The sequence below is a fragment of the Glycomyces sp. NPDC049804 genome (assembly GCF_040674615.1).
Lineage (GTDB): Bacteria > Actinomycetota > Actinomycetes > Mycobacteriales > Micromonosporaceae > Glycomyces > Glycomyces niveus.
Window position 1 is genome coordinate 201,099 of record NZ_JBFAMQ010000005.1, and the last position, 23,536, is coordinate 224,634.

Consider the following 23,536-nt stretch of genomic DNA (forward strand, 5'->3'; position numbering starts at 1 on the left):
CCTTCGGTTCAGCTCGCTGCGGGCGAGCTCAGGACGTGGTCGGGGTCCGGGTCCCGGACGACATGGACGGCGCTGAGGTCGATGTCGTTCGGGCCGGGCATGACGCTGCCGGGGAGGGCGACCGCGGCGGTGCCCCAGGCGACGGCGGCGGCCAGCGCGTCGGGGCCGTGCCCCCCGGCGGCGAGGAAGCCCGCGAGGGCGGCGTCGCCGGCGCCGACGGTGCTGGCGACGGGTCCGGCGAGGGGGGCGCGGGCGTGCCAGACGCCGGCGCCGTCGACGAGGACGGCGCCCTCGGCGCCGAGTGAGGCGAGGACCGCTCCGGCCCCGGCCTCGCGCAGTGCCTCGGCGGCGGCGACCGCGTCGCCGAGTGTGGCGATCGGGGTGTGGGCGGCTTCGGCGAGTTCTTCGAGGTTGGGTTTGACCAGATCGGGTTGGGAGGCGAGGCACGATTCCAGTGCCGCGCCGGAGGTGTCGATGACGGTGGCCGCCCCGGTTTCGCGGGCGCGGGCGACGAGGAGGGCGTAGAAGTCGGCGCCGACGCCCGGCGGGAGGCTCCCGCAGCCGGCGATCCAGGCGGTCGGCCGGTCGATGCTGCTCGAGGGCGTCTGCAGGGCGTAGTTGGGCGGCGCGGCGATGGCGGCGTCGAGCAGTTCTTCGATCTCCTCGGCCCGCAGGACCGGCCCGGCCTCGTTGAGCTTCGTGACGGTGCCGTCGGCTTCGGCGAGGGTGAGGTTCGAGCGGACCCCTTGGGAGACCGGCACTTCGATGATCGGCACGCCCGCTTCGGCGAGGAGGTCGAGGAGTTCGGTGCCGGCGTGGCCGCCGCTGATGAGGACGGCCCGGGTGGCGTGGCCGTTGGCCACGAGTGCGCGGGAGACGTTGACGCCCTTGCCGCCCGGGTCGACGCGGTCGCCTATGGCGCGCTGCACTTCGCCGCGGCGGAGCCGGTCGACCTCGATCGTGCGGTCGAGGCTCGGGTTGGCGGTGACGGTGACGATCATGCGCGCACCACTTTCAGGTCGGCGGCTTCGAAGTCGGCGGCGAGGTCGTCGTCGAGTCCGGTGTCGGTGACGAGCACGTCGACCTGGTCGAGCGTGCCGAAGCGGGCGAGGCAGTCGTTGCCGGCCTTGGTGTGGTCGGCGACGACGACGGTCTTGCGGGCGGCGCCGATCATGGCGCGCTTGACGGCGGCCTCGCCGGTGTCGGGGGTGGTGAGGCCGCGTTCGACGCTGATGCCGTTGGCGCCCATGAAGGCGACGTCGACGTAGGTCTCGGCGAGGGCGCGCAGCGCCCAGTCGTCGACGGCGGCCATGGTGCGACGGCGGACCTTGCCGCCGACGATGAGGACGGTGAGGCGGGGTTTGGCGGCGAGGAGGGAGGCGATGAGGACGTCGTTGGTGACGACGGTGAGGTCGCGGTCGGCCGGGAGCGCTTGGGCGATGCGGGCGGTGGTGGTGCCGGCGTCGAGGAGGATGGCGCCTTCGTCGGGGACTTCGGCGAGGGCGGCGGCGGCGATGCGCTCCTTCGCGGCGGTCTGGACGGTGTCGCGGGCGGCGACGGTGGGTTCGTAGCCGATGCGTTCGAGGGGGATCGCGCCGCCGTGGACCTTCTTGACGACGCCTTGGCGCTCGAGGGCGGTGAGGTCGCGGCGGATGGTCTCGGTGGTGACGGCGAAGTCGGCCGCCAGGGCCGCGACGTCCACGCGCCCTTCGGTGCGCGCACGTTCGGCGATGCGCTGCTGTCGCTCTTCCGCGAACATGTGGTTTCACCCCCGTTTCACTTGGATTTATTTGGTTATACATGGCTGCTTGTTGCTTTGTCAACGCGTTGCGGGGGCGTTGACGCGTTGCGAGTGCATAACAAGCCCGTGACCTCGAACGATACTGGCGGGCCCGGTGCCGGGACGTTGATTCGGCACGGTGGCGCCGCCGGCCCGCGCGTGCTTCAATGCGGGCATGGCCATCCGAATCCTCAGCGGCGACATCACCGAGCAGCGCGTCGACGCGATCGTCAACGCCGCGAACTCCTCGCTCATGGGCGGCGGCGGCGTCGACGGCGCGATCCACCGCGCGGGCGGCCCGGCGATCCTCGCCGAATGCCAGGATCTGCGCCGATTCCAGTACGGCAAGGGGCTCCCGACGGGGCAGGCCGTCGCGACCACCGCCGGCCGCCTCGAGGCCCGGTGGGTGATCCACACCGTCGGCCCGGTCTACTCCCAGGAGGAGGACCGCAGCGAGCTCCTGGCCTCGTGCTACCGCGAGTCCCTCACGCTCGCCGACCGGCTCGGCGCCCGCTCGATCGCGTTTCCGGCGGTCTCGGCCGGGGTATTCGGCTGGCCGGCCGAGTCGGCCGCGCAGATCGCCGTAGCGACCGTTCGCGGGGCCGCGACCGGCATCGCGGAGGTCCGCTTCGTCCTGTTCAACGCGGACGTCCTCGCCGCGTTCCAGCGCGCGGTCCGCTGACGTCGCACCCGGCCGGTACGGTCGGACCGGAACCGCCGCCGCAACGAAGGGGCACGAAGATGAAGACGCTCAGCAAGGACGCGTTCGCCGCCGCGGAGCGGTACCTGGTCCTGAACGCCCGCCGCATCGACCGGGCCCGCTTCGACAACCGCTTCGACGGCGGCCCGGCCGGGCCGGTCGTGCACGCCGTGAGGTCCCACCAGAACCCCGACGGCGGGTTCGGCCACGCGATCGAACCGGATCTGCGCGGCGCGAGCAGCCAGCCGCAGGGCGTCGAGGCCGCCTTCTGGGCACTCGACGACGTCGGCGCGTTCGAAGAGGCCATCGTCCTCGCCGCCTGCGCCTGGCTCGAAGCGAACTCGACCGAGGACGGCGGCGTGCCGTGGGTGCTGCCGAGCGTCCTCGACGACGAGCGCGGACCCTGGTGGCAGCCGCAGGGCGAGCGCCCGCCCGCCGCCCTGAACCCCACCGCGCCGATCGTCGGGCTCCTCCACCACCACTCGGTCAAACACCCTTGGCTCGAACCGGCCACCGAGTTCTGCTGGCGCGCGATCGCCGGCCTCGACGAGGTCGGCGCCTACGACGCGATGTGCGTTCTCCGCTTCCTCGAACGGGTCCACGACCGCGACCGGGCAGCCGCCGAGTTCGAGCGTCTCAGCCCGTCACTGCGCGCCAGCGCGGCCCTGGACCCGGACGAGCCCGGGCACACCCACTCCCCGCTCGACCTCGCGCCGACGCCGGAGTCCATGGCCCGCAGCCTGTTCAGCGAGGCCGAGATCGACCGGCACCTCGACCACCTCGTCGACACGCAAGGTGCCGAAGGGGGTTGGGCGCCCAACTTCATGATGTGGACGCCCGTGGTCGCCCACGAATGGGGCGGGTATTTGACCCGGGCGACCCTCACGACGCTGCAGGCCTACGGCCGCATCGCCTGAGCGGCCTCAGTCCTCGGGCCAATCGCCGCCCGCGGCGAGGTCGAGGACGATCGCGGCGATGTTCCAGGCGTCGTCCGCGCCGGAGTGGTGGCGGCCCTCGAGCGGCATTCCCGCGATGTCCAGCGCTTCGGCCATGCCGGGGCGGCGGCGCAGGCCGCGGGCCTCGGTGAAGCGGAGCTTGACGTTGGTGTGGCGGCTGCCGAAGGGATAGCGGGTGCCGGTCGCCCTGCATTGGCGCTCGAACTGGCGCCGGTCGTACTCGCCCCAGCTCGCCCACGGCCGCGAGTCGGCGCGGTGCTCGGCGCCGAGGAGGCGGCAGGCCTCGGCGAACTCGACGCCGGTGTCGACCTCCTCCTGGGTGAGGCCGGTGAGCTCGGTGCAGAAGGGGCTGACGCGGGACCGCCTGGGCCGCACGAGGAGGCGGTGCTTGGCGAGGCGCTCGCGGCGGTCCAGGTCGACCACGGTGAGGCCGATCTCGATGATCTCGCTGACCGCGCCGGGCGGCGGCTGTCCCTCCCAGCAGGTCGCCTCGACGTCGACCACGTTCAGCAGGCTCCGGGGTGATTCCATGCCGTGCAGCGTAAAGGGAGCGGACCGGCGGTTCAATCGGTTTCGGCCGCTGTGGCCCGGGTCTACGCGGGTTTGCGGGCGGAGCCGATGAGGTGCGGGCTCACCGAGAGTGGGAACGGCAGGTCCGGGTAGCGGCGCGGCGCCAGGCCCGCGGTGTCGAAGCCGGCGCGGGCGATCGCCGCTCCGGTCTCTCGGCCGGTGCGGCAGCCGCCGAACGCGTGCGACCAGAAGGCCGCGTCGAACACGCGCTCGCCCGCGCGGACGGCCCGGTTCGACGAGGCCACGTGCTCGAGGCACCACAGCCGCCCGCCCGGTTTGAGTACCCGGTGGATCTCCGCCAGCGCCCGGTCCTGGTCCTCGACCGAGCACAGGACGAGCGTGGTGACGACCGCGTCGAACGAGCCGCTCTCCAGCGGGAGCGCTTCGGCCTGCCCGTCGAGGACGGTCACGTCGCGCTCGAGGGCGGCGGCCCGTTCTCGGGCGAGGTCGCGAAGGCGCGCTTCGGGTTCAACGGCCACGAGGTCGGTCACCGCCGCGGGGTAGTGCGGGAAGTTGACGCCGTGGCCGCAGCCGACTTCCAGGACGCGTCCGGTGAGCGGGGCGAGGAGCCGGGCGCGCCGCTCGCCCAGGCCGCGCGGCTCGAGGGGCGCGGCGAAGCCGGGGTACCAGCGGGCGAAGAGGGGGTGTGCGCGTCGTGGCATGCGGGCCTCCCCCGCCAGCCTATGCCGTCGGCGCGGGTTTGCGGGCCGCGCCGACGATGTGCGGGCTCTTCGATACCGGGAACGGCAGGAACGCGAATCGCTCGGTGCGGATCCCGCTCGTGTCGAAGCCTGCCGCGCGGATCGCGCCGAGGGTGTCGCGGGAGAGGTGGCAGCCGCCGTTGAGATGGGTCCAGAGCACGGCGTCCAGGGCCTTCTCGAAGGCGTGCCGGGCGCGGCGGGGCGAGCCGACATGCTCGAAGCCCCAGAGCGCGCCGCCGGGTTTGAGGACGCGGGCGATCTCGGCCAGCGCGGCGGCCTGGCTGTCGACCGAGCAGAGCACGGCGGTGGCCACGACCGCGTCGAACGAGCCGGACTCGACCGGCAGGGCCTCGGCGGTGCCCTCGATGATCGTCACCGGGCGGCCGAGTTCGCCGGCGCGGGCGCGGGCGAGGTCGCGGAAGTGCTCCTCGGGTTCGACCGCGACGAGCTCGGTCACGGCGGCGGGGTAGTGCGGGAAGTTCGCGCCGAAGCCGCAGCCGAGTTCCAGCACGCGGCCCTCGAGCGGGGCGAGGAGGCGGGCGCGCTGCTCGGCGAGGCCGCGCGCTTCGAGCCGGGCGGCGGCGTCGGGGTACCAGCGGGCGAACAGGGGGCGCTTGCGGCGTGCCATGGGGTGTCCTCTCGTCCGGGGGCGTGCCGTCGGGGACGCTCCCGGTCTCGAGCCTAGTCACACCGCGCCCGGCAGTGGGTCCGTCGCCGCGGTCAGTCCTCGCCGTTGGAGGAGCGGGCGAGGACCACGACGGCGACCGCGATGGCTCCCAGCAGGATCACGGCCACGAGCAGGGTGTCGACCGCGAACAGGGCGTTGAACATCTGCGCGATGAACGGTGCCAGGACCACGAGCAGGGCGATCAGGGCGATCCATCTCGCGTTGCGGCGCATGAAGTCCATCGAGGCTCCTTCCGGGGGTCCCCCCGAGCCTACAAAAGGAGCCGGGCCGATGCGCCGCGCGTCAGTTGGTCCGCGTGTTGGGCAGGTGGTCGCCGAGGTAGCCGATCCAGACCTTGCCAGTGGGCCCGCCCGCGTCGTCGAGGAAGTGCATGCGCGGCGCGGGCGAGCCGACCTGCTGGAGCTTGATGTGGGAGGGCATGTACACGCTGCCGGACGGGTCGATCTCGGCCGGGACGCGGAAGACCCTGGCCCGGTGGTACTTCGGGTTGCCCGAGACGGAGTCGGACTCCTTCATGGACACCATGGCCGGGGTGATGATGGGCGCTCCGGGGAGCGGGCGGCTGCACCAGTCGTAGAAGCCGCCGGTGAAGCGGTCCTCGGCGCGGGCGGCGGCGTAGGCGTCGAGGGCGCGCAGGGCGTCCCAGGTGCGGCCGGTCCAGCGGCGGCGCTGGCGCGGGTACATGACGTCGAGTTTGGACACCTCGGTGTCGAGGGCGTCGGGGAGGTCGAGGTGGCGCAGCTGCTTGCGGGCGCGCTGGACGACGTCCATGAGGCTCTCGGCCTCCCAGCAGCCGTCGTCCCCGGCCTCGGCCTGGAGGCCGTAGACGGGGTCGGCGTGCTCGGCGAGGCGGCTCTCGAGCCAGCGGATGCGGTCCTGCGCCTTGCGTTCGTGCTCCTGCAGTTCGGTGTAGTCGAGTTCGAGCTGGTCGTACTGGCCGCGGAGGCGTTCGAGCTCCTCGCTGGGGGCGCGCGGGGCGAGGAACCCGGCGGCCTCGACGGCGCGGGTGAGGGCGTCGAGGTGGGCGGACATGGTCTTGATGAGGGCGGTGGTCTCGGAGTCGCCGCCGCGGGCCATGTCGACGAGGGCTTCGAGGACGCTGTCGTCGAGGCGGTCGGCGAGCTTCGCGGCGATGTCGTCGGCGAGATCGGCGGTGCGGTCGCCAGCGGGCGCTGGTTCCGGTTGCGGCGGTTCGGGTGTCGTCAGTTCGGTCTGCGCTGGCGGCGTCGGGGCCGCGGGCGCGGGCGTCTCGGGTTCGACCGGTGCGGCGGGCCGGGGAATGCGCGGCCCGCGCGGGACGGCTATCGCGGCCGGACTGGGCGGGGCGGCGTGGAGTTCGCCCGGCGGCAGCGCCCCGGCGAGTATGCGGGCGACGCGGGGCTCGGTCTGGCGCACGTCGGTGGGGAGCGGGCGGTGGACCGAGAGCTCCACGACGCCTTTGACGACCACTTCGAGCGAGCGGACGCCCTGGTCGCGTATCGCGCCGCCGCCGCGCGGCTGGTGGCGCATCGCGTAGGTCTCCTCCCCCGGGCGCACGCCCGGCAGGTAGGTGCGCAGGCCGCCGCCGAAGACGCTGAGGTCGCCGCCGAGCCAGGCGTTGAGGTCGTCCTGGGTGCGGGCGTCGTAGAGGCGGGCGACGACGGCGATGCCCGACAGGGTCTCGGCGAGGTGGTCGGCGCAGGCGGCGACCAGGTTCGGGTCCGAGCGGTCGACGGTGAGGACGATGACCGGCACGCCGCGGTCGGCCCGGGCGAGCCAGCGGGTGAGCTCCTTGACCTCCTCGGGGCCGACGACGAGCGGCCCGGCCTCCACCGGGACGGCCCCGTCGGTGGCGCGGCCGGTCGCGAGGTAGGCGGGCATGAAGCCCGGGGCCGTCACGTCGGCCTGGTCGAGGTCGCCCTCGACGGTGACGCGGACCCAGCCGGGGGCGCCCTTGCGGCCCGCCGCCCAGGTGGCGGTGGTGCGGAGGCGGCCTTCGCCGGTGGGGCCGTCGTGGACGTAGCGGCCGCAGAGCTCGTTGTCGGCGAGCGCGGTGCGGGTGCGGCCCTTGGCGTGCTCGAAGGCCGGGTCGCCGTCGTCCTCGACGCCCGCCCAAGCGGCGAAGCACCGCCGCAGCCGGGGCCCGAGCCGGGGCCCTCCGTCCCGGAGCAAAGCTTGGTAGAACTGCGTCACGGCGCCTCCAACGGTCCAGCTCAGGGCCACGTTGAGGCAACATGCTACTTGAAGTTCACTTTGCCGTCGTCATCCAAATCCAATAGGGACAGTGACCCGGAGGCGCGGAGACGGCCGCGGCCCGCACCGTGGTCGGTGCGGGCCGCGGCGGTGTCCGGATCAGGCGGTCCCGGCGGCCGGTTCCTCAACGCGCGCAGGGGCTTCGACGGCGGCGGAGCCGGTCTCGGGAGGGCCGGCGGGGTTGCTGGCCTTGTCGAGGACGGGGCCGCCCACGTCGCGCTCGGCGAGGTGGCGGCGCACCGAGTGGGCCACGGCCGCGATCCAGGCGAGGGCGATGACGATGTAGATCGCGATCGCGACGCCGCCGGGGGCGGCGATCCAGTCGCTGCGCAGCAGGGTGCGGGTGTTGGTCAGAACGATGACGCCGCCGACGGCCGAGCCGAGCACGCGCGGCGGGATGTGCCGGACCAGCCAGGCCGCGATCGGCGCGGCGATGAGGCCGCCCAGCAGGAGCACGCCGACCCATGCGAAGTCGATGCCGGCGCTGCCGATGCCGACGAGGAAGCCGGCCGAGGCCGCGAGCGCGACCAGGAACTCCGAGGTGTCGATCGAGCCAATGACCTTGCGCGGCTCGATGCGGCCGCTGGCGAGCAGCGCGGGCGTCCCGACCGGGCCCCAGCCCCCGCCGCCGGTGGCGTCGAGGAAGCCGCCGACGAGGCCGAGCGGGGCCAGGAACCGCTTGCGCAGCGGCTTGCCGAGGTTCTTGCGGTCGAGGCCCCGCACGGTGAAGCGGATGAGCAGGTAGAGGCCGAGGGAGAGCAGGATGATCGACATGACCGGGGCGGCGACCTCGGTAGAAAGCCGCGACAGGACCGTGGCGCCCGCGAAGGCGCCGACGGCGCCCGGGATGCCGATCTTGAGGACGACCTTCCAGTCGACGTTGCCGAAGCGCCAGTGCGAGGCGCCGGAGGCGAGGGTGGTGCCGATCTCCGCGAGGTGGACGGTCGCCGAGGCGGCCGCCGGGTTCGCCCCGATCGCGAGCAGCAGCGTGGTGGAGGTGACGCCGTAGGCCATGCCGAGGGAGCCGTCGACGAGTTGGGCGGCCAGGCCGACGAGGCCGAGGAGGACGAGCGAGCGCACGAGGGAGCCTTCCGAGTGATGACCGGAACATATTCTCTACCAAATCTATGGGAAATATAGATTGCACTGCCGGCGAACGTCAACCGCCGGTCCCGCCTAGCGGGAATACCCGGTCCGAAGGCCCGCAGCCCCCGCCTGAACCGGAGTTTGGCGGGCGTTTTCCGGCGAGTCCCGTCGAACGGGGACACAATCGGGCGAGACGCCGCCGACGGCGGCCCGCAGAGAGGAAGACGCATGAGCAAACTCATCGCCGTGGCCTATCCGGACGTGCCCACCGCGCAGACGGTCCTCGGCAGACTCGCCGACATGCAGAAGCGCGAGATCGTCAAGCTCGACGACGCGGTCGTGGTCGAGCGGCGCGACGACGGCAAGGTCAAGCTCCACCAGTCGAACTCCCTGGTGGGCGTCAGCGCCGCCGGCGGCGCGCTGTGGGGCGGCCTCATCGGCCTGCTGTTCTTCGCGCCGCTGCTCGGCATGGCCGTCGGCGCGGCCGCGGGGGCCGCGGGCGGCGCCATGACCGACATCGGCGTGGACGACACGTTCATGAAGGACCTCGGCAGGGATCTCGCCCCCGGCACCGCCGCCCTGGTGGTGCTGGTCCGGTCCATGACCGAGGACAAGGTCCTCGAGGAACTGCACGGCCAGTACCAGGGCAAGCTCATCTCCACGAACCTCTCCACCGAGGAGGAGGCGCGCCTGCGCGAGCACATCGACGCCGCCGCCGGCGCCGCCGGCTAGCAGGGCGCATCGGAGCGGACGGGAGCGGCCCCCGTCCGCTCTTCGTGCGCATGGGACCCGTTTTCACTGTTCAAGGCCGGGGTCCAGGCGGTGCCGCTTACGCTCTCCCCGTGAAGGGCAAGCTGGCCGGACCGGAGATGCAGGGGTACTTCCGGTCCTATGTGCCGCCCAAGAGTCCCTGGAGCCGGCTCGCCGCCGGGCAGCCCGGATCGGTCCTCGTCCTTCGGCTCATGCCCTACATCCTCCTCGCCGCGACCTTCCCGATCGCGTTCCTCGACGACACCGCCGCCGAGTACGCCGACTTCGCCGTGGTGCTCCTGCCCGCCTTCACCGCCCTCGTCAACGGCCCCGTTGCCACCGCCTGCTCGACCCTGTTCGTCATCGCCGTCATCAGCCTCGGGCAGGACGCGCTCGGCCTGCGCCCCTACCCCGTCTCGTCCTGGCACGACGTGCCGCCCGTGGCCATCATCGGCGTGCTGTGCACCGCCCTGGCGTGGGTCCGCAACCGGATGGTGCTGCGCCTGCTCGACATGACGCTCGTCGCCGAGGCCGTGCAGACCGCGATCCTGCCCGAGCTGCCCTCCCATGTCGGCGGCGCGCGCGTCGCCGTCACCTACCGGACCCACGACGGCAGCCCCGGACTCGTCGGCGGCGACTTCTACGAGGTGCAGGAGACCGACCTCGGCATCCGCGCGGTCGTCGGCGACGTGCAAGGCCACGGCCTCACCACCGTCCACCTCACCGAAGCCCTCCTCGGCACGTTCCGGGAGCGCTCGCTCGACGACCCCGACCTGCACGTCCTGGCCGCGCGCATGGAGCGGCGGGTGCGCATGCACAACCGGTCCCGCACCGAATGGGAGCAGTCGTTCGCCACCGCCGCGCTCATCGAGATCACGCCCCGGTTCGACACGATCCGGGTCGTCCTGTGCGGCCACCCCGCCCCGCTCCTGGTGCGCGGCTCCGCGCAGCCCCTGGGCGCCCGGCCGATGCCCCCGCTCGGGCTCGCCGACTTCAGCCTGCAGCGCACCGAGATCCGCGAGGCCACGCTCATGCCCGGCGACCTGGTCGTGGTCTTCACCGACGGGTTCATCGAGGGTCGCAACGCCGCCGGGGAGACCTTCCCGGTCGTCGAGCGGATCAACGCCCACGTCGCCGCCGGCGTCCGCGACCCCGACCGGCTCCACCGCAAGCTCAAGGCCGACTTCCAGGGCGGCGGCTACGAGCGCAACGACGACCTCACCGTCCTCATCATCCAGGCCCCCGGTGCAACCTCGCGGTAGGTGCTCGGCGTGAGGGAGGTTGGAAACCCGCACGACCGAAGGAACCGCATGCGACGCACCGCCCGGCCACTGGCACTGATCGCCGCCGTCCTCGCCCTCGCCGCGGCCGGATGCAGCGGCGAAGGGGAGCAGCCGCCGGCCGCCGCGGCGACCTCGACCGAATGCGACGACCTGGGCGTCCAGATGTCGCTCACCCCGACCGGGCAGGTGGCCGACCGGGTGTTCATGGCGATCGGGCTCGTCAACTGCGGCACCGAACCGCTGCTCCTCGACAGCATCCCGCAGGTCGGGGTCTTCGGCGGGAACGTCGCCGCGCCCCGCGACGCCAACGTCGAGGAGTCCATCACGGTCGACCCCGGCCAGGCCGCGGTCGCGCCGCTCTCGTGGATCGAGGCCACGCGCTCCCGGGAGGTGATGGACGTCGACCGTTTCCTCATCAACGCGCTCCCGGTCTACGCCGGATACGAACTCGAACTCGCCCGACCGGTCCAGCTCAACACCGACCACGTGCTCGACCTCGGGTCATGGCAGGTCGCCGGGGAGCCGGCGGTCCCGCCGGCCGAGCCCGTCGCGCCCGCGACCGACCTGCCCGAGGAACCGGCCTGCCCCGAAGGCGGCTTCCACGTCACCGTCACGCAGGGCAGCGCCGCGATGGGCGTGCGCTCCTCCGGGATCGAACTCCTCAACTGCGGCACGGAGGACATCGCGATCAACGGCTACCCGGTGATCGAGATCCCCGGCGTCGAGATCGAGGTGCGCCAGGGCTCGGACACGCTCCAGGACCCCGGACCCACGGCGATCACCCTCGCGCCCGGCGACACGGTGAGCGCGGGCATGCTGTGGCGCAACAGGGTCGAGTCCGCGGACGAAGACGACGTCGTCAACGCGACCGAGATCCGCGTGGGCTACGCCGAGGGCTCGCCGCTGGAGACCGTCGGCCCCGAGGCCTCGATCGACCTGGGCACCACCCGCGAAATCGAAGTCACCGCCTGGCGCTAGTGCGGCGAGGCGGCACGGCGATGGCGGCGGCGCATCGGCGCCGCCGCCATCGATCCGTCTGCGGCGCTACTCGGCGCCTTCCGCGTGCTGCGGCTCGAAGTACGAGCGCGGCGGCGCTTCCAGCGGGACGCCCATCGGCAGGTCCACGGTGACCGCCTCGCCGTTCGAGAACACGAATGTGACCTCGACGCTCGAACCCATGAACACGTCCTCCTTCAGCCCGTCCAAGAGCAGGAAGGAGCCCGTGGTCGGCGTCAGGCGCATGTACGAGGACGGGGCGAGCTCGATCTCGAAGTCGCGCTCCCCCATGATCTCCGCGACCGGCGCCTCGGGCGAGGCGGACGCCTCGTCGTCGCCTGTCGGCGTCGCATCGGACGTCGGCGAGGCCGCATCACCGGTCGGGGTCTCGGACGCGTCCGCACCGGGCGTCTCGGAGGCGTCGGCGGTCGGCGTCGCCGACTCGTCGCCGGCCGGGGCCGAGGTCTCGCCTTCACCCGGTTCCTCGGTGACGAGGACGTCGGCCGCGAGGAGCACCGCCTCGGCGGCGGGGCTCGTGACCGCTTCGAGGAACACGGGCTCGTTGCTCTGGTTGTCCATCCAGATCCGCAGCGGGGCCTGCCCGCCCGCCGGGTAGAACCCGATGTCTCCGAAGTCGACCTGCATGTCGCGCAAGGCGATCGCCCCGGCGTCCACGTCGACGCCCGAGATCGCAGTCTGCATTCCGCTGGTCTGGGCGCTCCGGCCCGCCCCGCACCCGGCCACGGCCAGACCCACTACCGTCAAGGCGGCGGCCCAGCGGACCCCGGCCGCCACCGCGCTCGCTTCTCGTCTCTCCACAAGCGCCACCTTAAGCGCGCGAGGACGCCGCTCCCGGCCGCGACATACCGGGCATCGCTCACACACTCCCCTCCGGACACCCGGTGCCGCGTGACATATCACATGCCACATGGCACTCCCGGCATGCGGGAGGACGCGAACCGACCGGTCAGGAGGCGTGGCGGCGGCTCACGGCCCGGTGGTCGAGGGCGGCGAGGACGCGGTCGACGAGCACCGGGTCCTGCCCGGGCGAGGACCGCAGCTGCAGCACCCGCGCGGTCGCGGCCGACAGCATCTCGCCCTCGATGCGCTCGAACGTGTCGAAGCGCTCGGCGAGCCGCTCGGTCTCGGGGTTCTCGCGGTCCTCGACCATGGCGGTGACCTGCTCGGACCGCTGGTCGAAGCGGCGCTCCATCGCCGCTGCGACATCGTCGTCCACTTCGCCCTCGAGCCGCAGCTCGCGCAACCGCGCCGTGGCCGCCCGGCCCGCCTCCCCCATGAGGAACCGCAGCGACGCCGTCTCCTTGTCCTCGTCGGCGCGCACCCCGAGGAACGCGATCAGTCCCGGCAGGGTGAGGCCCTGCGCGACGAGCGTCGCGAGCACGACCGCCACCGACAGGAACTGGATCTGCTCGCGCCCGGGGAACGGCGAGCCGTCCGCGGTGAACTGCGGGATCGCCAGCGCGGTCACGACGGTGACGACGCCGCGCATGCCTGCCCAGGCGGTGACGACCGCGAGGCGCGGCTGGTTGCCCAGTGAGGTCCAGCCGATGCCCCTGCGGCCCAAGAGGATCGCCATGCCGAGCCAGAGGGCGCGGACGGCGATCACCGCACCGGCGACGGCGAGGGCCTTCCACAGCAGGTCGGCGACGCCGGGGCCGATCGCGTCGATGATGTCGACCAGTTCCATGCCGACCAGGCCGAAGGTGAGGGCGATGAGGCCGGTCTCGAGGACGTCCCAGACCGAGCCCTGGACGAGCCGGCCTTCGAAGTCGTCGGGGTCGTTGGAGCGGGCGACGAGGTAGAAGGCGGCGCAGATGACGGCGAGGACGCCGGAGGCCTTGAAGACGTCGGCGAGGAGGTAGGCGATGTAGGGGGCGGTGAGGCCGAGGGCGGTGCGGACGCGGCTGTCGTCGACGAGCGATCCGAGCCTGACCAGGAGCCAGCCGACGCCGAGGCCGATCGCGGCGGCCGCGACCGCTGAGTAGACGAAGAGTCCGGCCGTCCACATCGCTGAGACCGAGCCGGTGACGACGCCGAGGACGGCGACGTTGTAGAGGGTGAGGGCGGTGACGTCGTTGAAGAGGCCTTCGCCTTCGAGGATGGTGACGAGGCGGCGGGGCAGGCCGAGCCGGTCGGCGACGGCGGTGACGGCGGCGGCGTCGGGCGGGGCGCAGATCGCGCCGAGGACGACGGCGGCGCCGACGGGCAGGGCCGGGCTGATGGCGGCCGCGAGCGCCGCCACGGCTGCGGTGGTGACGAAGACGAGGAGGACGGCGAGGAAGAGGATGGGCCGCCAGTTCGCGGCGAAGTGCCGCCAGGAGGATTTGCGGGCGGCGGCCCACAGGATCGGGGGCAGCAGGACCGGCAGCAGGTGCTCGGGGTCGAGGTCGAGGGCGGGGATGCCGGGGATGAGGCCGAGGGCGAGTCCGTAGAGGCAGATCAGGACCGGGGCGGGGACGCGCATCCATTCGGCCGCGGCCGTCAGGAGGAGTCCGCCGACGGCGAGTGCGAAGAGGATCGCGACCAGCTCCATGCCACCTCCGACGCAGGGGAACCCTCGATGTCCGGACACCTTACGCCCGCCCGTTCAGGATCGGGCGCAGTCGGTCGTGGCGGCGTTGTTTTGCGGCTATTGTGCCGCTTATGGCCACTGTCGACACTGCCGAGCGGGCGGAAGCCGCCGATCCGGCGCCGCCCGTGCTGGGCAAGTCCCGCCGCAACCTCGTGTTCGTCACGATCATGCTCGGCATGCTCATGGCGGCGCTGGACCAGACGATCGTGTCGACGGCCCTGCCGACGATCGTGGCGGACCTCGGCAGCGCCGGGCACATGGCGTGGGTGGTGACGTCCTACCTGCTCGCGGAGGCGGTCGCGTCGGCGGTCGTCGGCAAGTTCGGCGACATGTTCGGGCGCAAGGCGGTCTTCCAGATCAGCGCGGCCGTGTTCGTGGGCGGGTCGGCGCTGGCGGGGTTCAGCGGTGACATGGTCTTCCTGATCCTGGCGCGGGCCGTGCAGGGCCTGGGCGCAGGCGGCCTGATGGTGACGGCGATGGCGCTCATCGCGGATGTGATCCCGTTGCGGGAGCGGGGCAAGTACCAGGGTGCGATGGGCGCGGTGTTCGGCGTGACGACGGTGCTGGGGCCGACGCTGGGCGGGCTGTTCACCGACCACCTGTCGTGGCGGTGGTGCTTCTATGTGAACGTGCCGATCGCGGTGGTCATGATCGCGATGGCGGCGGCGACGATCCCGCGGGTGCGGTCGGCGGTGAGGCCGGTGATCGACTACCTGGGCCTGATCCTGGTCGCGGTGGGCACGACGCTGCTGATCCTGGCGCTGGAGTGGGGCGGGGACGAGTACGCGTGGGACTCGGCGACGATCCTCGGCATGTTCGCCGGTTCGGCGGTCGCGATCGTCCTGTTCATCGCCGTGGAGCGGCGCGCGGCCGAGCCGATTCTTCCCATGTGGCTCTTCGCGAATCCGGTGTTCACGGTCTCCTCGATCCTGAGTTTCATCGTGGGTTTCGCGATGCTGGGCGCGATGACGTACCTGCCGACGTATCTGCAGTACGTGGACGGGGCCTCGGCGACGGTGTCGGGGTACCGGACGCTGCCGATGGTGGCGGGCATGCTGTTCACCTCGATCCTGTCGGGTTCGCTGGTGAGCAAGACGGGCCGGTACAAGGCGTTCCCGATCGCCGGCACGTTCGTGATGGGCGGCGGGCTCTACCTCATGTCGACGATGGGCACGGACACGGGCGTCTGGCAGGAGTCGCTGTACATGCTCGTGTTCGGTATCGGGCTGGGTCTGGCGATGCAGGTGCTGACGATCGCCGTGCAGAACACCGTGCCGTACGCGCAGATGGGAGCGGCGACTTCGGGCGTGACGTTCTTCCGCACGGTGGGTTCGACGTTCGGGACCGCGATCTTCGGGACGCTCTTCACCAACCACAGCACGCCGCTGCTGGCCGCCGCGTACGCGGAGTCGGGAGTGGACCCGGCGGTGGCGGCGAGCCCGGCGGCGCTGCACGCGCTGCCGGATGAGCTGATCGCCCCGATCGTGGAGGCGTACGCGGACTCGATCGATTTCGTGTTCTTCTGGACGGTGCCGGTGGCGGCGCTGGGGTTCGTCGTGGCGTGGTTCCTGGTGGAGCGGCCGCTGCACGACGCGACGCGCGGCCGCGCGGCCGACATGGGCGAGGGGTTCGGCGCGCCGGATCCGGCGCCGTCGGAGGAGCGGCTGGCGCGGATGATCGCCGATGTCATGCGGCGCGAGCGCGCGACGGTGTACACGGAGGTGTACGCGGCTACCGACAGCCTGCTCGACCGGGCGGACGCGTGGGCGATGCGCCAGGTGCACCTGTGGGAGCGGGCCGGGGAGGACGCGAGTGTCCGCAAGATCGCGGCCGCGCACCGGATCCCGCCGGAGGTGCTGATGCCGGTGTTCACGCAGGCGGTCCGCGCCGGGCTCGTCGCGGTCGACAAGGGACGGCTGCACCTGACGCCGCTGGGCCGCGCCGAACTCGAGCGCTTCATCGCGGTGTGGCGCCGCTGGCTCGACGCGCATCTCGACGACTGGGACCTCGAGGACCCCGAGGACCGCAAGGTCTTCGACAAGGCCGTCACCCGCATCGCCCGCGAGATCGCGGCCGAGGAGGCGCAGGAGTGGCGCGGGGAAGCGGTGGCCCAGGCTCGACCGGCCGATCCGGTCGGGTGAGCAGGCCCGCGGGCGGGTCGGGTGAACGGGGTTCGAGGCATCGGACCTCGATGTGCGTGACGGTTCGCCGTCGGTCCGCGACCCGTTGCCCCGCGGGCCCCTCGACGCGACTATAGTATGTGACATATTACTGATCCTGATCGGCGCGCGTCCGCTACCGCCGCGGTCCGCCGCCGAGGCCGCTTGCGGGTCGCCGCAGGCGTCAGCGGCAGTACCATGTCACACGTCATCGAGATTGGAAGCCCCATGTCGGCACCCGAATCGCGCCCCTGGCGCGGCGTCCTCGTCGCCACCGCCCTGCCGTTCAACGGCGACGGCACCGTCGACTTCGCGGCCTTCGACGAGCACTGCGCCTGGCTGGTGGCGAACGGTTGCGACGGCGTCACCCCCAACGGCTCCCTCGGCGAGTACCAGACCCTGACCGAGGCCGAGCGCGCCGGGGTCGTCACCACCGCCGTCGCCGCGATCGGCGGCGAGCGGGTCATGCCCGGCGTCGCCGCCTACGGCGCGGCCGAGGCCCGCCGCTGGGCCGAGCAGGCGCGCGACGCCGGCTGCGGCGCCGTGATGCTCCTGCCGCCCAACGCCTACCGGGCCGACGAACGCTCCGTGATCGCCCACTACGAAGCGGTCGCGAAGGCCGGCGTGCCGGTCGTGGCCTACAACAACCCGATCGACACCAAGGTCGACCTCACCCCCGAGCTGCTGGCGAAGCTCCACGCCGAAGGCCTCATCCAGGCCGTCAAGGAGTTCTCCGGCGACGTGCGCCGCGCCTACCGCATCGCCGAGCTCGCCCCCGGCCTCGACCTGCTCGTGGGCGCCGACGACGTGCTGCTCGAGCTCGCCGTCGCGGGCGCCGTCGGCTGGGTCTCGGGGTACCCCAACGCCTTGCCGAAGTCCACTGTGGCGCTGTACAGGGCGGCCGTCGCACAGGACCTCGAGACGGCGCTGCCGCTGTACCGCCAGCTCCACCCGCTTCTGCGCTGGGATTCGAAGGTGGAGTTCGTGCAGGCCATCAAGCTCTCGATGGACATCGCCGGCCGCAAGGGCGGCCCGTGCCGCCTGCCGCGCGTGCCGCTCCTGCCCGAGCAGGCCGCCGAGATCCGCACCGCCACCGAGCAGGCCCTCGCGGCCGGGCTCGCCTAGGAAGGGGACCCATGCGCAGCAGGCTCGTGCTCCAGACCGTCGAGTCGCACACCGAAGGGATGCCCACGCGGGTGGTCACCGGCGGCGTCGCCCCGATCCCCGGGGCGACGATGATGGAGCGGCGCGACCATTTCGTCGCCCACCTCGACCACATCCGCGAGTTCCTCATGAACGAGCCGCGCGGGCACGCCGCCATGAGCGGGGCGATCCTCCAGCCGCCGTCCCGCCCGGACGCCGACTGGGGAGTGCTGTTCATCGAGGTCTCCGGGTGCCTGCCCATGTGCGGGCACGGCACGATCGGAGTGGCGACCGTGCTGGTCGAGACCGGCATGGTGCCGGTGACCGAGCCGGTCACCACGGTCCGCCTCGACACGCCCGCGGGCCTGGTCACTGTGGACGTGCAGGTCGAGGACGGGGCCGCGAAGGCCGTCACGCTCGTGAACGTCCCGGCCTACGCCGTGGGGCTCGACCGCACCGTGGCGCTCAAGGACGGCCGCGAGATCCGCTACGACCTGGCATTCGGCGGGAACTTCTACGCCTTCGTCGACCTCGACGACCTCGGCCTGCCCTTCGACCGGGCCGCCAAGAACGAGCTCATCGCCGCCGGGCTCGACATCATGGCGGCGGTGAACGCCGAGTCCGAGCCGGTGCACCCGCTCGAGCCGTCCATCCGGGGCCTGCACCACGTCTACCTGACCGCGCCCGGCTCGGACGCGGCGCACTCGCGCCACGCCATGGCGATCCACCCCGGCTGGTTCGACCGGTCCCCTTGCGGCACCGGCACCTCCGCGCGGATGGCGCAGCTCCACGCCCGCGGCGAGCTGGCGCTGGGCCAGGAGTTCGTCAACGAGTCGTTCATCGGCTCGCGCTTCACCGGCCGCCTCGTCGGCGAGACCGAGGTCGCCGGCGAGGCCGCTGTCATCCCGTCCGTCACCGGCCGGGCGTGGATAACCGGTACCGCGCAGTACACCCTCGACCCCGACGACCCCTTCCCCAGCGGTTTCATCCTCTGAGCCCTCCCGCATACTGTGACGCGCCACGTGTGACATACCACTGAGGAGGTCCCCATGCCAGCTCGAGCCGGAGCCGCGCCCGCCGTCGCGATGACCCTGCCCGAGATGGGCGGGCGCCGCGCCAGCTACCGGGAGCGCATCGGCGAGGCCCTGCGGGCCGCCGTCATCACCGGGGAGCTCGCCCCGGGCAAGGTCTACTCGGTGCCGGCCCTCGCCGAGCAGTTCGGGGTCTCCGCGACGCCCGTGCGCGAGGCGATGCTCGACCTCGTCAAGGAGGAGCTGGTCGAACCGGTGCCCAACAAGGGCTTCCGGGTCAAGGTCGTCTCCGAGGAGCAGCTCGACGAGTACACGAAGCTGCGCGAGCTCATCGAGATCCCCACGACCGTCGCGCTCGCGACCACCGCCGACCCCGCCGACATCGAGGCGCTGCGCCCGCTCGCGCAGGCCATCATCGACGCCGCCTCCGAGGAGGACCTCATCGCCTACGTCGAGGCCGACATGCGCTTCCACCTGGAGATGCTGGCGCTCTCGGGCAACATGACCCTCGTCGACACCGTCCGCAACCTCCGCCAGCGCTCGCGGCTGTACGGCCTGACCGCGCTCTTGGAGCTGGGCGAGCTGGAGGAGTCGGCCGGTGAGCACATGGAGATCCTGCACGGCCTGCTCACCCGCGACCCGGAGTACGTGCGGCAGGTGATGGAGCTGCACCTCAGCCACGTCAGGGGTTCCTGGGCGCAGCCCTCCTGACCGGATATGGAGCGCGGCCGCGGGCGGGAAGCCCGCGGCCGCTTCGCTTTGCGCGCCGGACCGGTCAGTGGTCGTCCCAGTGCCCGGCGTGGGCGGCGTGGCGGTGGCCGTCGTGCACGTAGTCGGTGTGGTCGCCGTGCATCACCGCGACGTGCCCGCAGTCCTTGCCGTGCTCGTGGGCGTGCCCTTCGTGGACGTGGTGGCCCTCCGGTTCGCATTCGTCGACGTGGTCGCCGTGGATGCGGTGCAGGTGCCCGTCGTGGGCGTAGTCGGTGTGTTCGCCGTGCATCACCGCGACATGGCCGCAGTCCTTGCCGTGCGTGTGCGAGTGCGCGGTGTGTGCTTTGTGCGCGGCCATGTCGCCACCCTCCTCAGTCTTCCCCGTGGCGAGCCGGCGCGAAGGCGGCTCACCGCCACCGTAGCGTCACGACACGCCCCTCCTGAGGGTTTTTCACGATCTGGAGGGACGGCTTCCTGACAGGCGCTCGGCGTCGCGGATGGCGGCGGCCGCGTTGATGAGGCCGATGTGGCTGAAGGCCTGCGGGTAGTTCCCGAGCATGGCGCCGGTCGCGGTGTCGACCTCCTCCGACATGAGGCCGAGGTCGTTCGCGCAGGCCGCGGCCTCTTCGAACACTTCGCGGGCGCGCTCGACCCGGCCGGTGATGGCGAGGGCCTGGGCGAGCCAGAACGTGCACATGACGAATGCGCCTTCGTCGCCGTCGAGGCCGTCGGTGCCGGTCTCGTAGCGGCGCACGAGGCCGCGGCCGGCGCGGAGGCGTTCGGCGATGGCGTCGACGGTGGAGACGACGCGGGGGTCGTCGCCGGGCAGGAAGCCGACGGCGGGCAGGAGGAGGACGGCCGCGTCGAGGTCGTCGCCGTCGAAGGCCGCGCCGAAGGCGCCGATGCCGGGCTTCCACGCGTACGTCTCGATGGCCTCGCGGATGCGGTCGCGCGCCGCCGCCCAGCCGGGCGCGAGCTTGACCGGGTTGAAGTCCTCGGGGGTGAGTTGCCTGGCGGCGAGGATGTCCGGGCCGAAGTGCAGGGCCTCGTGCGCTTCGACCTCGATGAGCTCGGCGTTCTTGACGGCGCGGTCGAGGGCGACCCAGCACATGAGCTTGGAGTAGGTGTAGTGGCGGGGTGCGCCGCGGGACTCCCAGATGCCCTGGTCGGTCCGTCCCCACTGGTCGGCGGCGGCGTCGGCGACGACGGTGAGGAAGTGGCGGGCGGTGGCGTCGAGGTGGCCGAGGTGGTGGCGCAGCTGCCAGGCGGCGTCGAGGAGTTCGCCGTAGACGTCGAGCTGGGGCTGGAGCCAGGCGGCGTTGCCGACCCGCACGGGGCGTGAGCCGCGCCAGCCGGTGAGGTGGGTGAGCTCCCTTTCGGACAGGTCGTGCTCACCGCCGACGCCGAACATGATCTGGAGCGGGCTCCGCGGGTGGTAGTGGGCGGCGGCGCGGGTGATGAACTCGAAGAATGCGACGGCCTCTTCGGTGCTTCCGGCCGCCGCGAGCGCTTGGACGGTGAAGCTGGCGTCGCGGATCCACGAGAAGCGGTAGTCCCAGTTGCGGCCCGCGCCGACGGCTTCGGGAAGGGAGGTGGTGGGGGCGGCGACGAGGGCGCCGGTGGGCTGGTAGCGGAGGGCCTCGAGGACGAGGATGGAGCGGCGCACGAGGTGGGGCAGAGGGCCGTCCCAGGTGGGGTGGGCGTCGCTCCAGCGCTGCCAGCCCTGGATGGTCTCCTCGAGTTCGGCGTCGACCGCTTCGGCGGTCCAGGTCGAGGGCGGTTCGTCGGCGAGGCCGGCGGACTGGGTGACGAAGCGGAGCTTGTCGCCGGCGCGGAGGGTGACGCGGGCGTGGGCGCTGTCGTCGGTCTCGAGCGGGATGGGGCTGGTGAGGACGAAGCGGACGGGTCCGCCGGTGGCGAGGATGCCGCCGGGGACGGTGGTGAAGATCGGCTTGACGAGGCCGAATTCGGGGCGGGGTTTGAAGTCGAAGTCGATCTCGACTTCGCCTGCGGTGCATTCGAGGACGCGGAGGGTCGCGCGGGGGGCGCGGGAGGCGAGGCGGAGACGGACGCCGGTCTCGGCTTCATAGGAGGGGCCGAGGGCGAACGTGTCGATGAGGTGGGCGGTGCCGGTGGCGGTGGTGAAGACGGTGCGCAGGACGAAGGTGTCGCCGACGTAGCCGCGTTCGCTCGTGAAGGGACCGGTGGGCCGGATCGACCAGTGGCCGGCGTCGGGATCGAGGAGGCGGGCGTAGACGGCGGGGCTGTCGAAGCGGGGCCGGCAGAACCAGTCGATGGAGCCTTCGGAGGAGACGAGGGCGGCGCAGCGGCGGTCGGACAGGAGCGCGTAGTCCTCGATGGGGCGGTCGCTGCCGTCGGCGGCCGCGTCCGGTTCGGCGGTGTCCCCGTGGTCCATGGTCGGCTCCTCGCCTTCGGCGCTGGCGGCATTCTATGGCGCTCACCGACAGGTGCGGGCGCGTTTCACCCGTTCACTGATGCATCACGCGTGCCATGCGACATGTGACATGCCACTGATCGAGTGGCGAGAGTGAAAGGCGAGTCGGGTTCCGGGGTTGTGACCCGGGGCAAGTCCCCACCCGCTAGAAATGAATACGGTTTTCATTTGTATATGGTTCCGGAGCGTACCGTCCGAACCTCCCGATGGAGTCCTCCCTTGCCTGTCTCCCGCCGTTCACTCCTCGCGGCCGCCTCCGCCGCACCGGTCCTCGGCCTGGCCGCCTGCTTCTCCGAAGGCTCCGGAAGCGCGGGCGCGTCCGGGCGCGTCCGGGTCGCCCACATGCTGCCGCCCCGCTCGGGACTCTCGCCTCTGACCGACGACGCGTTCAAGCTCTCCCGCTGGGCCACCGCCGAGACCCTCGTCGTCCTCGACGCCGACGGCAACGCCCTCCCCTGGCTCGCCACCGTATGGGTCCAGGAGGGCAACACCTGGACCTTCACGCTCCGCGAGGACGTCGCCTTCCACGACGGCACCCCGTTCACCGCCGAAGCGGTCGCCCACTCGCTCACCGTCGCCGCCCAGGCCGCCCCGAAACCGCGCATCCTCGACGGCGTCGACCTCACCGTCAGCGCCTCGGGCCACACGGTCACCGTCACCACGGCCGACACCGATCCGCTGCTCCCCCACCGGATGTCCTCGCCGCAGCTGGCGATCCTGGCCGCCAAGGCCTACCGCGACGGCATCGTCGACCCCGTCGGCGCGGGCACCGGCGCGTTCGTGCTCACCGCCGTCGACGGCACCGTCTCGGCCTCCCTCGACCGCAACGACGAGTGGTGGGGCGGCGAGGTCCTGGCCGCCGGGATCGACGCGTCGTTCGTCCCCGACGGCACCGCCCGGGCCGGGAAACTCCGCGCGGGCGAGGCCGACATCGTCGAAGCCATCCCCGTCTCCCAGGCAGGCCTGCTCGAGGCCGACCAGATCACCGAAGTCCCCATGCCCCGCACCTGCACGCTCTACCTCAACTGCTCCGCCGGGCCCTTCGCCGACCCCGGCGTGCGCGCCGCCGCCCGCGAAGCGATCGACGCGGCCGCCATCGTGGACGGCGTCTACGACGGCCGCGCCGACCTCGCCGAAGGCCTCCTCGGCCCCGCGATCCCGTGGGCCGCCGAACGCGCCGGCCGCACCGCACCGGCCACGGCCGCGAACGCCGCCGGAACGGCGATCACCTTGGGCACCTTCACCGACCGGGCCGAACTGCCCGAGGTCGCGCAGGTCCTCCAGCAGCAGCTGCAGGACGCCGGGTTCACCGTGTCGCTCGACGTCCGCGAGTACGCGAACATCGAGGCCGACGCGCTCGACGGCGCCTTCGACGCGTTCCTGCTCTCGCGCGCCACCGTCCTCGACTCCGGCGACCCCGTCGCCTACATGTTCTCCGACTTCGCCTCGGAAGGCTCGTTCAACCTCTCCCAGTTCGCCGACGACGGCGTGGACGCGGCCCTCGAGACCGCGTCCGCCACCGTGCCCGGCGAGGAGCGGCGCGCGGCCGTCCTCGCGGCCGAGACCGCGATCCTCAACGCGGACGCGGCGATCCCGCTCCTGCACGAACGCGTCATCCAGGGCGACGCCGCGACCGTGACCGGCTCCATCAAGGACCCGCGCGAACGCGAACTCGTCGGTCCCGAGACCAGCGTGGCGTAAC

Annotated in this window: 22 protein-coding genes; 10 read left to right on the forward strand and 12 right to left on the reverse strand. The window is 72.3% G+C overall.

The genetic code is table 11. The features are described 5' to 3' along the window. Positions 1–8: 8 nt before the first annotated feature. Together AB0K52_RS10010 and AB0K52_RS10015 are read right to left on the reverse strand one after the other, a co-directional pair. Positions 9–1,001 carry a 1-phosphofructokinase family hexose kinase gene (locus AB0K52_RS10010; RefSeq protein WP_363528907.1) on the reverse strand — a complete coding sequence of 331 codons (993 nt, stop codon included), beginning with the start codon at positions 999–1,001 and terminating at the stop codon, positions 9–11. Beyond that, complete coding sequence (locus tag AB0K52_RS10015; protein WP_363528910.1) at positions 998–1,759, reverse strand: DeoR/GlpR family DNA-binding transcription regulator; 762 nt, start codon at positions 1,757–1,759, stop codon at positions 998–1,000. Before AB0K52_RS10015 ends, AB0K52_RS10010 begins: the two co-directional genes overlap by 4 nt. A gap of 196 nt (positions 1,760–1,955) precedes the next feature. Here AB0K52_RS10015 and AB0K52_RS10020 point away from each other — a divergent pair, with 196 nt between their 5' ends. Both AB0K52_RS10020 and AB0K52_RS10025 read left to right on the forward strand, forming a co-directional pair. Further along, entirely contained in the window at positions 1,956–2,462 is a 507-nt protein-coding gene (locus AB0K52_RS10020; protein ID WP_363528912.1) for an O-acetyl-ADP-ribose deacetylase, read from the forward strand. Positions 2,463–2,521: 59 nt separating this feature from the next. Continuing rightward, positions 2,522–3,397, forward strand: a complete 876-nt coding sequence (locus AB0K52_RS10025; RefSeq protein WP_363528915.1) for a hypothetical protein — start codon at positions 2,522–2,524, stop codon at positions 3,395–3,397. Between the two features lie 6 nt (positions 3,398–3,403). On the opposite strand, the gene AB0K52_RS10030 is transcribed toward AB0K52_RS10025, so the two are convergent. The 6 genes from AB0K52_RS10030 to AB0K52_RS10055 all read right to left on the reverse strand — a co-directional run bounded on the left by AB0K52_RS10030 (position 3,404) and on the right by AB0K52_RS10055 (position 8,707). After that, on the reverse strand, positions 3,404–3,967 hold the full coding sequence (locus tag AB0K52_RS10030) for a 3'-5' exonuclease (protein WP_363528917.1): 564 nt from the start codon (positions 3,965–3,967) through the stop codon (positions 3,404–3,406). Between the two features lie 62 nt (positions 3,968–4,029). Further along, on the reverse strand, positions 4,030–4,668 hold the full coding sequence (locus AB0K52_RS10035; RefSeq protein WP_363528920.1) for a class I SAM-dependent methyltransferase: 639 nt from the start codon (positions 4,666–4,668) through the stop codon (positions 4,030–4,032). A gap of 19 nt (positions 4,669–4,687) precedes the next feature. Beyond that, complete coding sequence (locus tag AB0K52_RS10040) at positions 4,688–5,335, reverse strand: class I SAM-dependent methyltransferase (protein ID WP_363528923.1); 648 nt, start codon at positions 5,333–5,335, stop codon at positions 4,688–4,690. A gap of 92 nt (positions 5,336–5,427) precedes the next feature. Beyond that, positions 5,428–5,616 carry a hypothetical protein gene (locus AB0K52_RS10045; RefSeq protein ID WP_208494921.1) on the reverse strand — a complete coding sequence of 63 codons (189 nt, stop codon included), beginning with the start codon at positions 5,614–5,616 and terminating at the stop codon, positions 5,428–5,430. A 61-nt stretch (positions 5,617–5,677) separates the two neighbouring features. Next, positions 5,678–7,567, reverse strand: coding sequence for a hypothetical protein (locus AB0K52_RS10050; protein WP_363528925.1), 1,890 nt, complete (start codon positions 7,565–7,567; stop codon positions 5,678–5,680). A gap of 159 nt (positions 7,568–7,726) precedes the next feature. Then, complete coding sequence (locus AB0K52_RS10055) at positions 7,727–8,707, reverse strand: sulfite exporter TauE/SafE family protein (RefSeq protein WP_363528928.1); 981 nt, start codon at positions 8,705–8,707, stop codon at positions 7,727–7,729. A gap of 234 nt (positions 8,708–8,941) precedes the next feature. Between AB0K52_RS10055 and AB0K52_RS10060 the strand changes: the two genes are divergently transcribed. From AB0K52_RS10060 to AB0K52_RS10070, 3 genes are all read left to right on the forward strand, one after another. Continuing rightward, positions 8,942–9,445, forward strand: coding sequence for a DUF1269 domain-containing protein (locus AB0K52_RS10060; protein ID WP_363528931.1), 504 nt, complete (start codon positions 8,942–8,944; stop codon positions 9,443–9,445). Between the two features lie 110 nt (positions 9,446–9,555). Then, the gene (locus AB0K52_RS10065; RefSeq protein WP_363528934.1) at positions 9,556–10,725 is read left to right on the forward strand and encodes a PP2C family protein-serine/threonine phosphatase; all 1,170 of its coding nucleotides are present in this window, start codon (positions 9,556–9,558) and stop codon (positions 10,723–10,725) included. Positions 10,726–10,773: 48 nt separating this feature from the next. Next, positions 10,774–11,724, forward strand: coding sequence for a DUF4232 domain-containing protein (locus AB0K52_RS10070; protein ID WP_363528937.1), 951 nt, complete (start codon positions 10,774–10,776; stop codon positions 11,722–11,724). Positions 11,725–11,790: 66 nt separating this feature from the next. Here the strand turns inward: AB0K52_RS10070 and AB0K52_RS10075 are convergent, their stop codons facing one another. Next, a complete protein-coding gene (locus tag AB0K52_RS10075) occupies positions 11,791–12,561 on the reverse strand; it encodes a hypothetical protein (RefSeq protein WP_363528940.1) in 771 nt (256 codons plus the stop codon). Positions 12,562–12,709: 148 nt separating this feature from the next. After that, positions 12,710–14,296: a cation:proton antiporter gene (locus AB0K52_RS10080; RefSeq protein WP_363528943.1), complete on the reverse strand. Its 1,587-nt coding sequence runs from the start codon at positions 14,294–14,296 to the stop codon at positions 12,710–12,712. Between the two features lie 110 nt (positions 14,297–14,406). On the opposite strand from AB0K52_RS10080, the gene AB0K52_RS10085 reads away from it, so the two are divergent. The 4 genes from AB0K52_RS10085 to AB0K52_RS10100 all read left to right on the forward strand — a co-directional run bounded on the left by AB0K52_RS10085 (position 14,407) and on the right by AB0K52_RS10100 (position 19,379). Then, a complete protein-coding gene (locus tag AB0K52_RS10085; RefSeq protein WP_363528945.1) occupies positions 14,407–16,476 on the forward strand; it encodes an MDR family MFS transporter in 2,070 nt (689 codons plus the stop codon). 246 nt (positions 16,477–16,722) lie between these two features. After that, positions 16,723–17,619 carry a dihydrodipicolinate synthase family protein gene (locus AB0K52_RS10090; protein ID WP_363528948.1) on the forward strand — a complete coding sequence of 299 codons (897 nt, stop codon included), beginning with the start codon at positions 16,723–16,725 and terminating at the stop codon, positions 17,617–17,619. An 11-nt stretch (positions 17,620–17,630) separates the two neighbouring features. Then, the gene (locus AB0K52_RS10095; protein WP_363528951.1) at positions 17,631–18,632 is read left to right on the forward strand and encodes a proline racemase family protein; all 1,002 of its coding nucleotides are present in this window, start codon (positions 17,631–17,633) and stop codon (positions 18,630–18,632) included. Positions 18,633–18,686: 54 nt separating this feature from the next. After that, positions 18,687–19,379, forward strand: coding sequence for a GntR family transcriptional regulator (locus AB0K52_RS10100; RefSeq protein WP_363528954.1), 693 nt, complete (start codon positions 18,687–18,689; stop codon positions 19,377–19,379). A 64-nt stretch (positions 19,380–19,443) separates the two neighbouring features. Here the strand turns inward: AB0K52_RS10100 and AB0K52_RS10105 are convergent, their stop codons facing one another. Both AB0K52_RS10105 and AB0K52_RS10110 read right to left on the reverse strand, forming a co-directional pair. After that, on the reverse strand, positions 19,444–19,737 hold the full coding sequence (locus AB0K52_RS10105) for a hypothetical protein (RefSeq protein ID WP_363528957.1): 294 nt from the start codon (positions 19,735–19,737) through the stop codon (positions 19,444–19,446). A 93-nt stretch (positions 19,738–19,830) separates the two neighbouring features. Next, the gene (locus AB0K52_RS10110; protein WP_363528960.1) at positions 19,831–21,795 is read right to left on the reverse strand and encodes a glycoside hydrolase family 15 protein; all 1,965 of its coding nucleotides are present in this window, start codon (positions 21,793–21,795) and stop codon (positions 19,831–19,833) included. A 258-nt stretch (positions 21,796–22,053) separates the two neighbouring features. Between AB0K52_RS10110 and AB0K52_RS10115 the strand changes: the two genes are divergently transcribed. Next, entirely contained in the window at positions 22,054–23,535 is a 1,482-nt protein-coding gene (locus AB0K52_RS10115; protein WP_363528963.1) for an ABC transporter substrate-binding protein, read from the forward strand. Position 23,536 lies beyond the last annotated feature (1 nt).

Bases quoted from the DNA above. Each gene is read 5' to 3' on its own strand.
- AB0K52_RS10010 (WP_363528907.1), bottom strand. From the start codon at position 1,001: ATGATCGTCACCGTCACCGCCAACCCGAGCCTCGACCGCACGATCGAG.
- AB0K52_RS10015 (WP_363528910.1), bottom strand. From the start codon at position 1,759: ATGTTCGCGGAAGAGCGACAGCAGCGCATCGCCGAACGTGCGCGCACC.
- AB0K52_RS10020 (WP_363528912.1), top strand. From the start codon at position 1,956: ATGGCCATCCGAATCCTCAGCGGCGACATCACCGAGCAGCGCGTCGAC.
- AB0K52_RS10025 (WP_363528915.1), top strand. From the start codon at position 2,522: ATGAAGACGCTCAGCAAGGACGCGTTCGCCGCCGCGGAGCGGTACCTG.
- AB0K52_RS10030 (WP_363528917.1), bottom strand. From the start codon at position 3,967: ATGGAATCACCCCGGAGCCTGCTGAACGTGGTCGACGTCGAGGCGACC.
- AB0K52_RS10035 (WP_363528920.1), bottom strand. From the start codon at position 4,668: ATGCCACGACGCGCACACCCCCTCTTCGCCCGCTGGTACCCCGGCTTC.
- AB0K52_RS10040 (WP_363528923.1), bottom strand. From the start codon at position 5,335: ATGGCACGCCGCAAGCGCCCCCTGTTCGCCCGCTGGTACCCCGACGCC.
- AB0K52_RS10045 (WP_208494921.1), bottom strand. From the start codon at position 5,616: ATGGACTTCATGCGCCGCAACGCGAGATGGATCGCCCTGATCGCCCTG.
- AB0K52_RS10060 (WP_363528931.1), top strand. From the start codon at position 8,942: ATGAGCAAACTCATCGCCGTGGCCTATCCGGACGTGCCCACCGCGCAG.
- AB0K52_RS10070 (WP_363528937.1), top strand. From the start codon at position 10,774: ATGCGACGCACCGCCCGGCCACTGGCACTGATCGCCGCCGTCCTCGCC.
- AB0K52_RS10080 (WP_363528943.1), bottom strand. From the start codon at position 14,296: ATGGAGCTGGTCGCGATCCTCTTCGCACTCGCCGTCGGCGGACTCCTC.
- AB0K52_RS10085 (WP_363528945.1), top strand. From the start codon at position 14,407: ATGGCCACTGTCGACACTGCCGAGCGGGCGGAAGCCGCCGATCCGGCG.
- AB0K52_RS10090 (WP_363528948.1), top strand. From the start codon at position 16,723: ATGTCGGCACCCGAATCGCGCCCCTGGCGCGGCGTCCTCGTCGCCACC.
- AB0K52_RS10095 (WP_363528951.1), top strand. From the start codon at position 17,631: ATGCGCAGCAGGCTCGTGCTCCAGACCGTCGAGTCGCACACCGAAGGG.
- AB0K52_RS10100 (WP_363528954.1), top strand. From the start codon at position 18,687: ATGCCAGCTCGAGCCGGAGCCGCGCCCGCCGTCGCGATGACCCTGCCC.
- AB0K52_RS10105 (WP_363528957.1), bottom strand. From the start codon at position 19,737: ATGGCCGCGCACAAAGCACACACCGCGCACTCGCACACGCACGGCAAG.
- AB0K52_RS10110 (WP_363528960.1), bottom strand. From the start codon at position 21,795: ATGGACCACGGGGACACCGCCGAACCGGACGCGGCCGCCGACGGCAGC.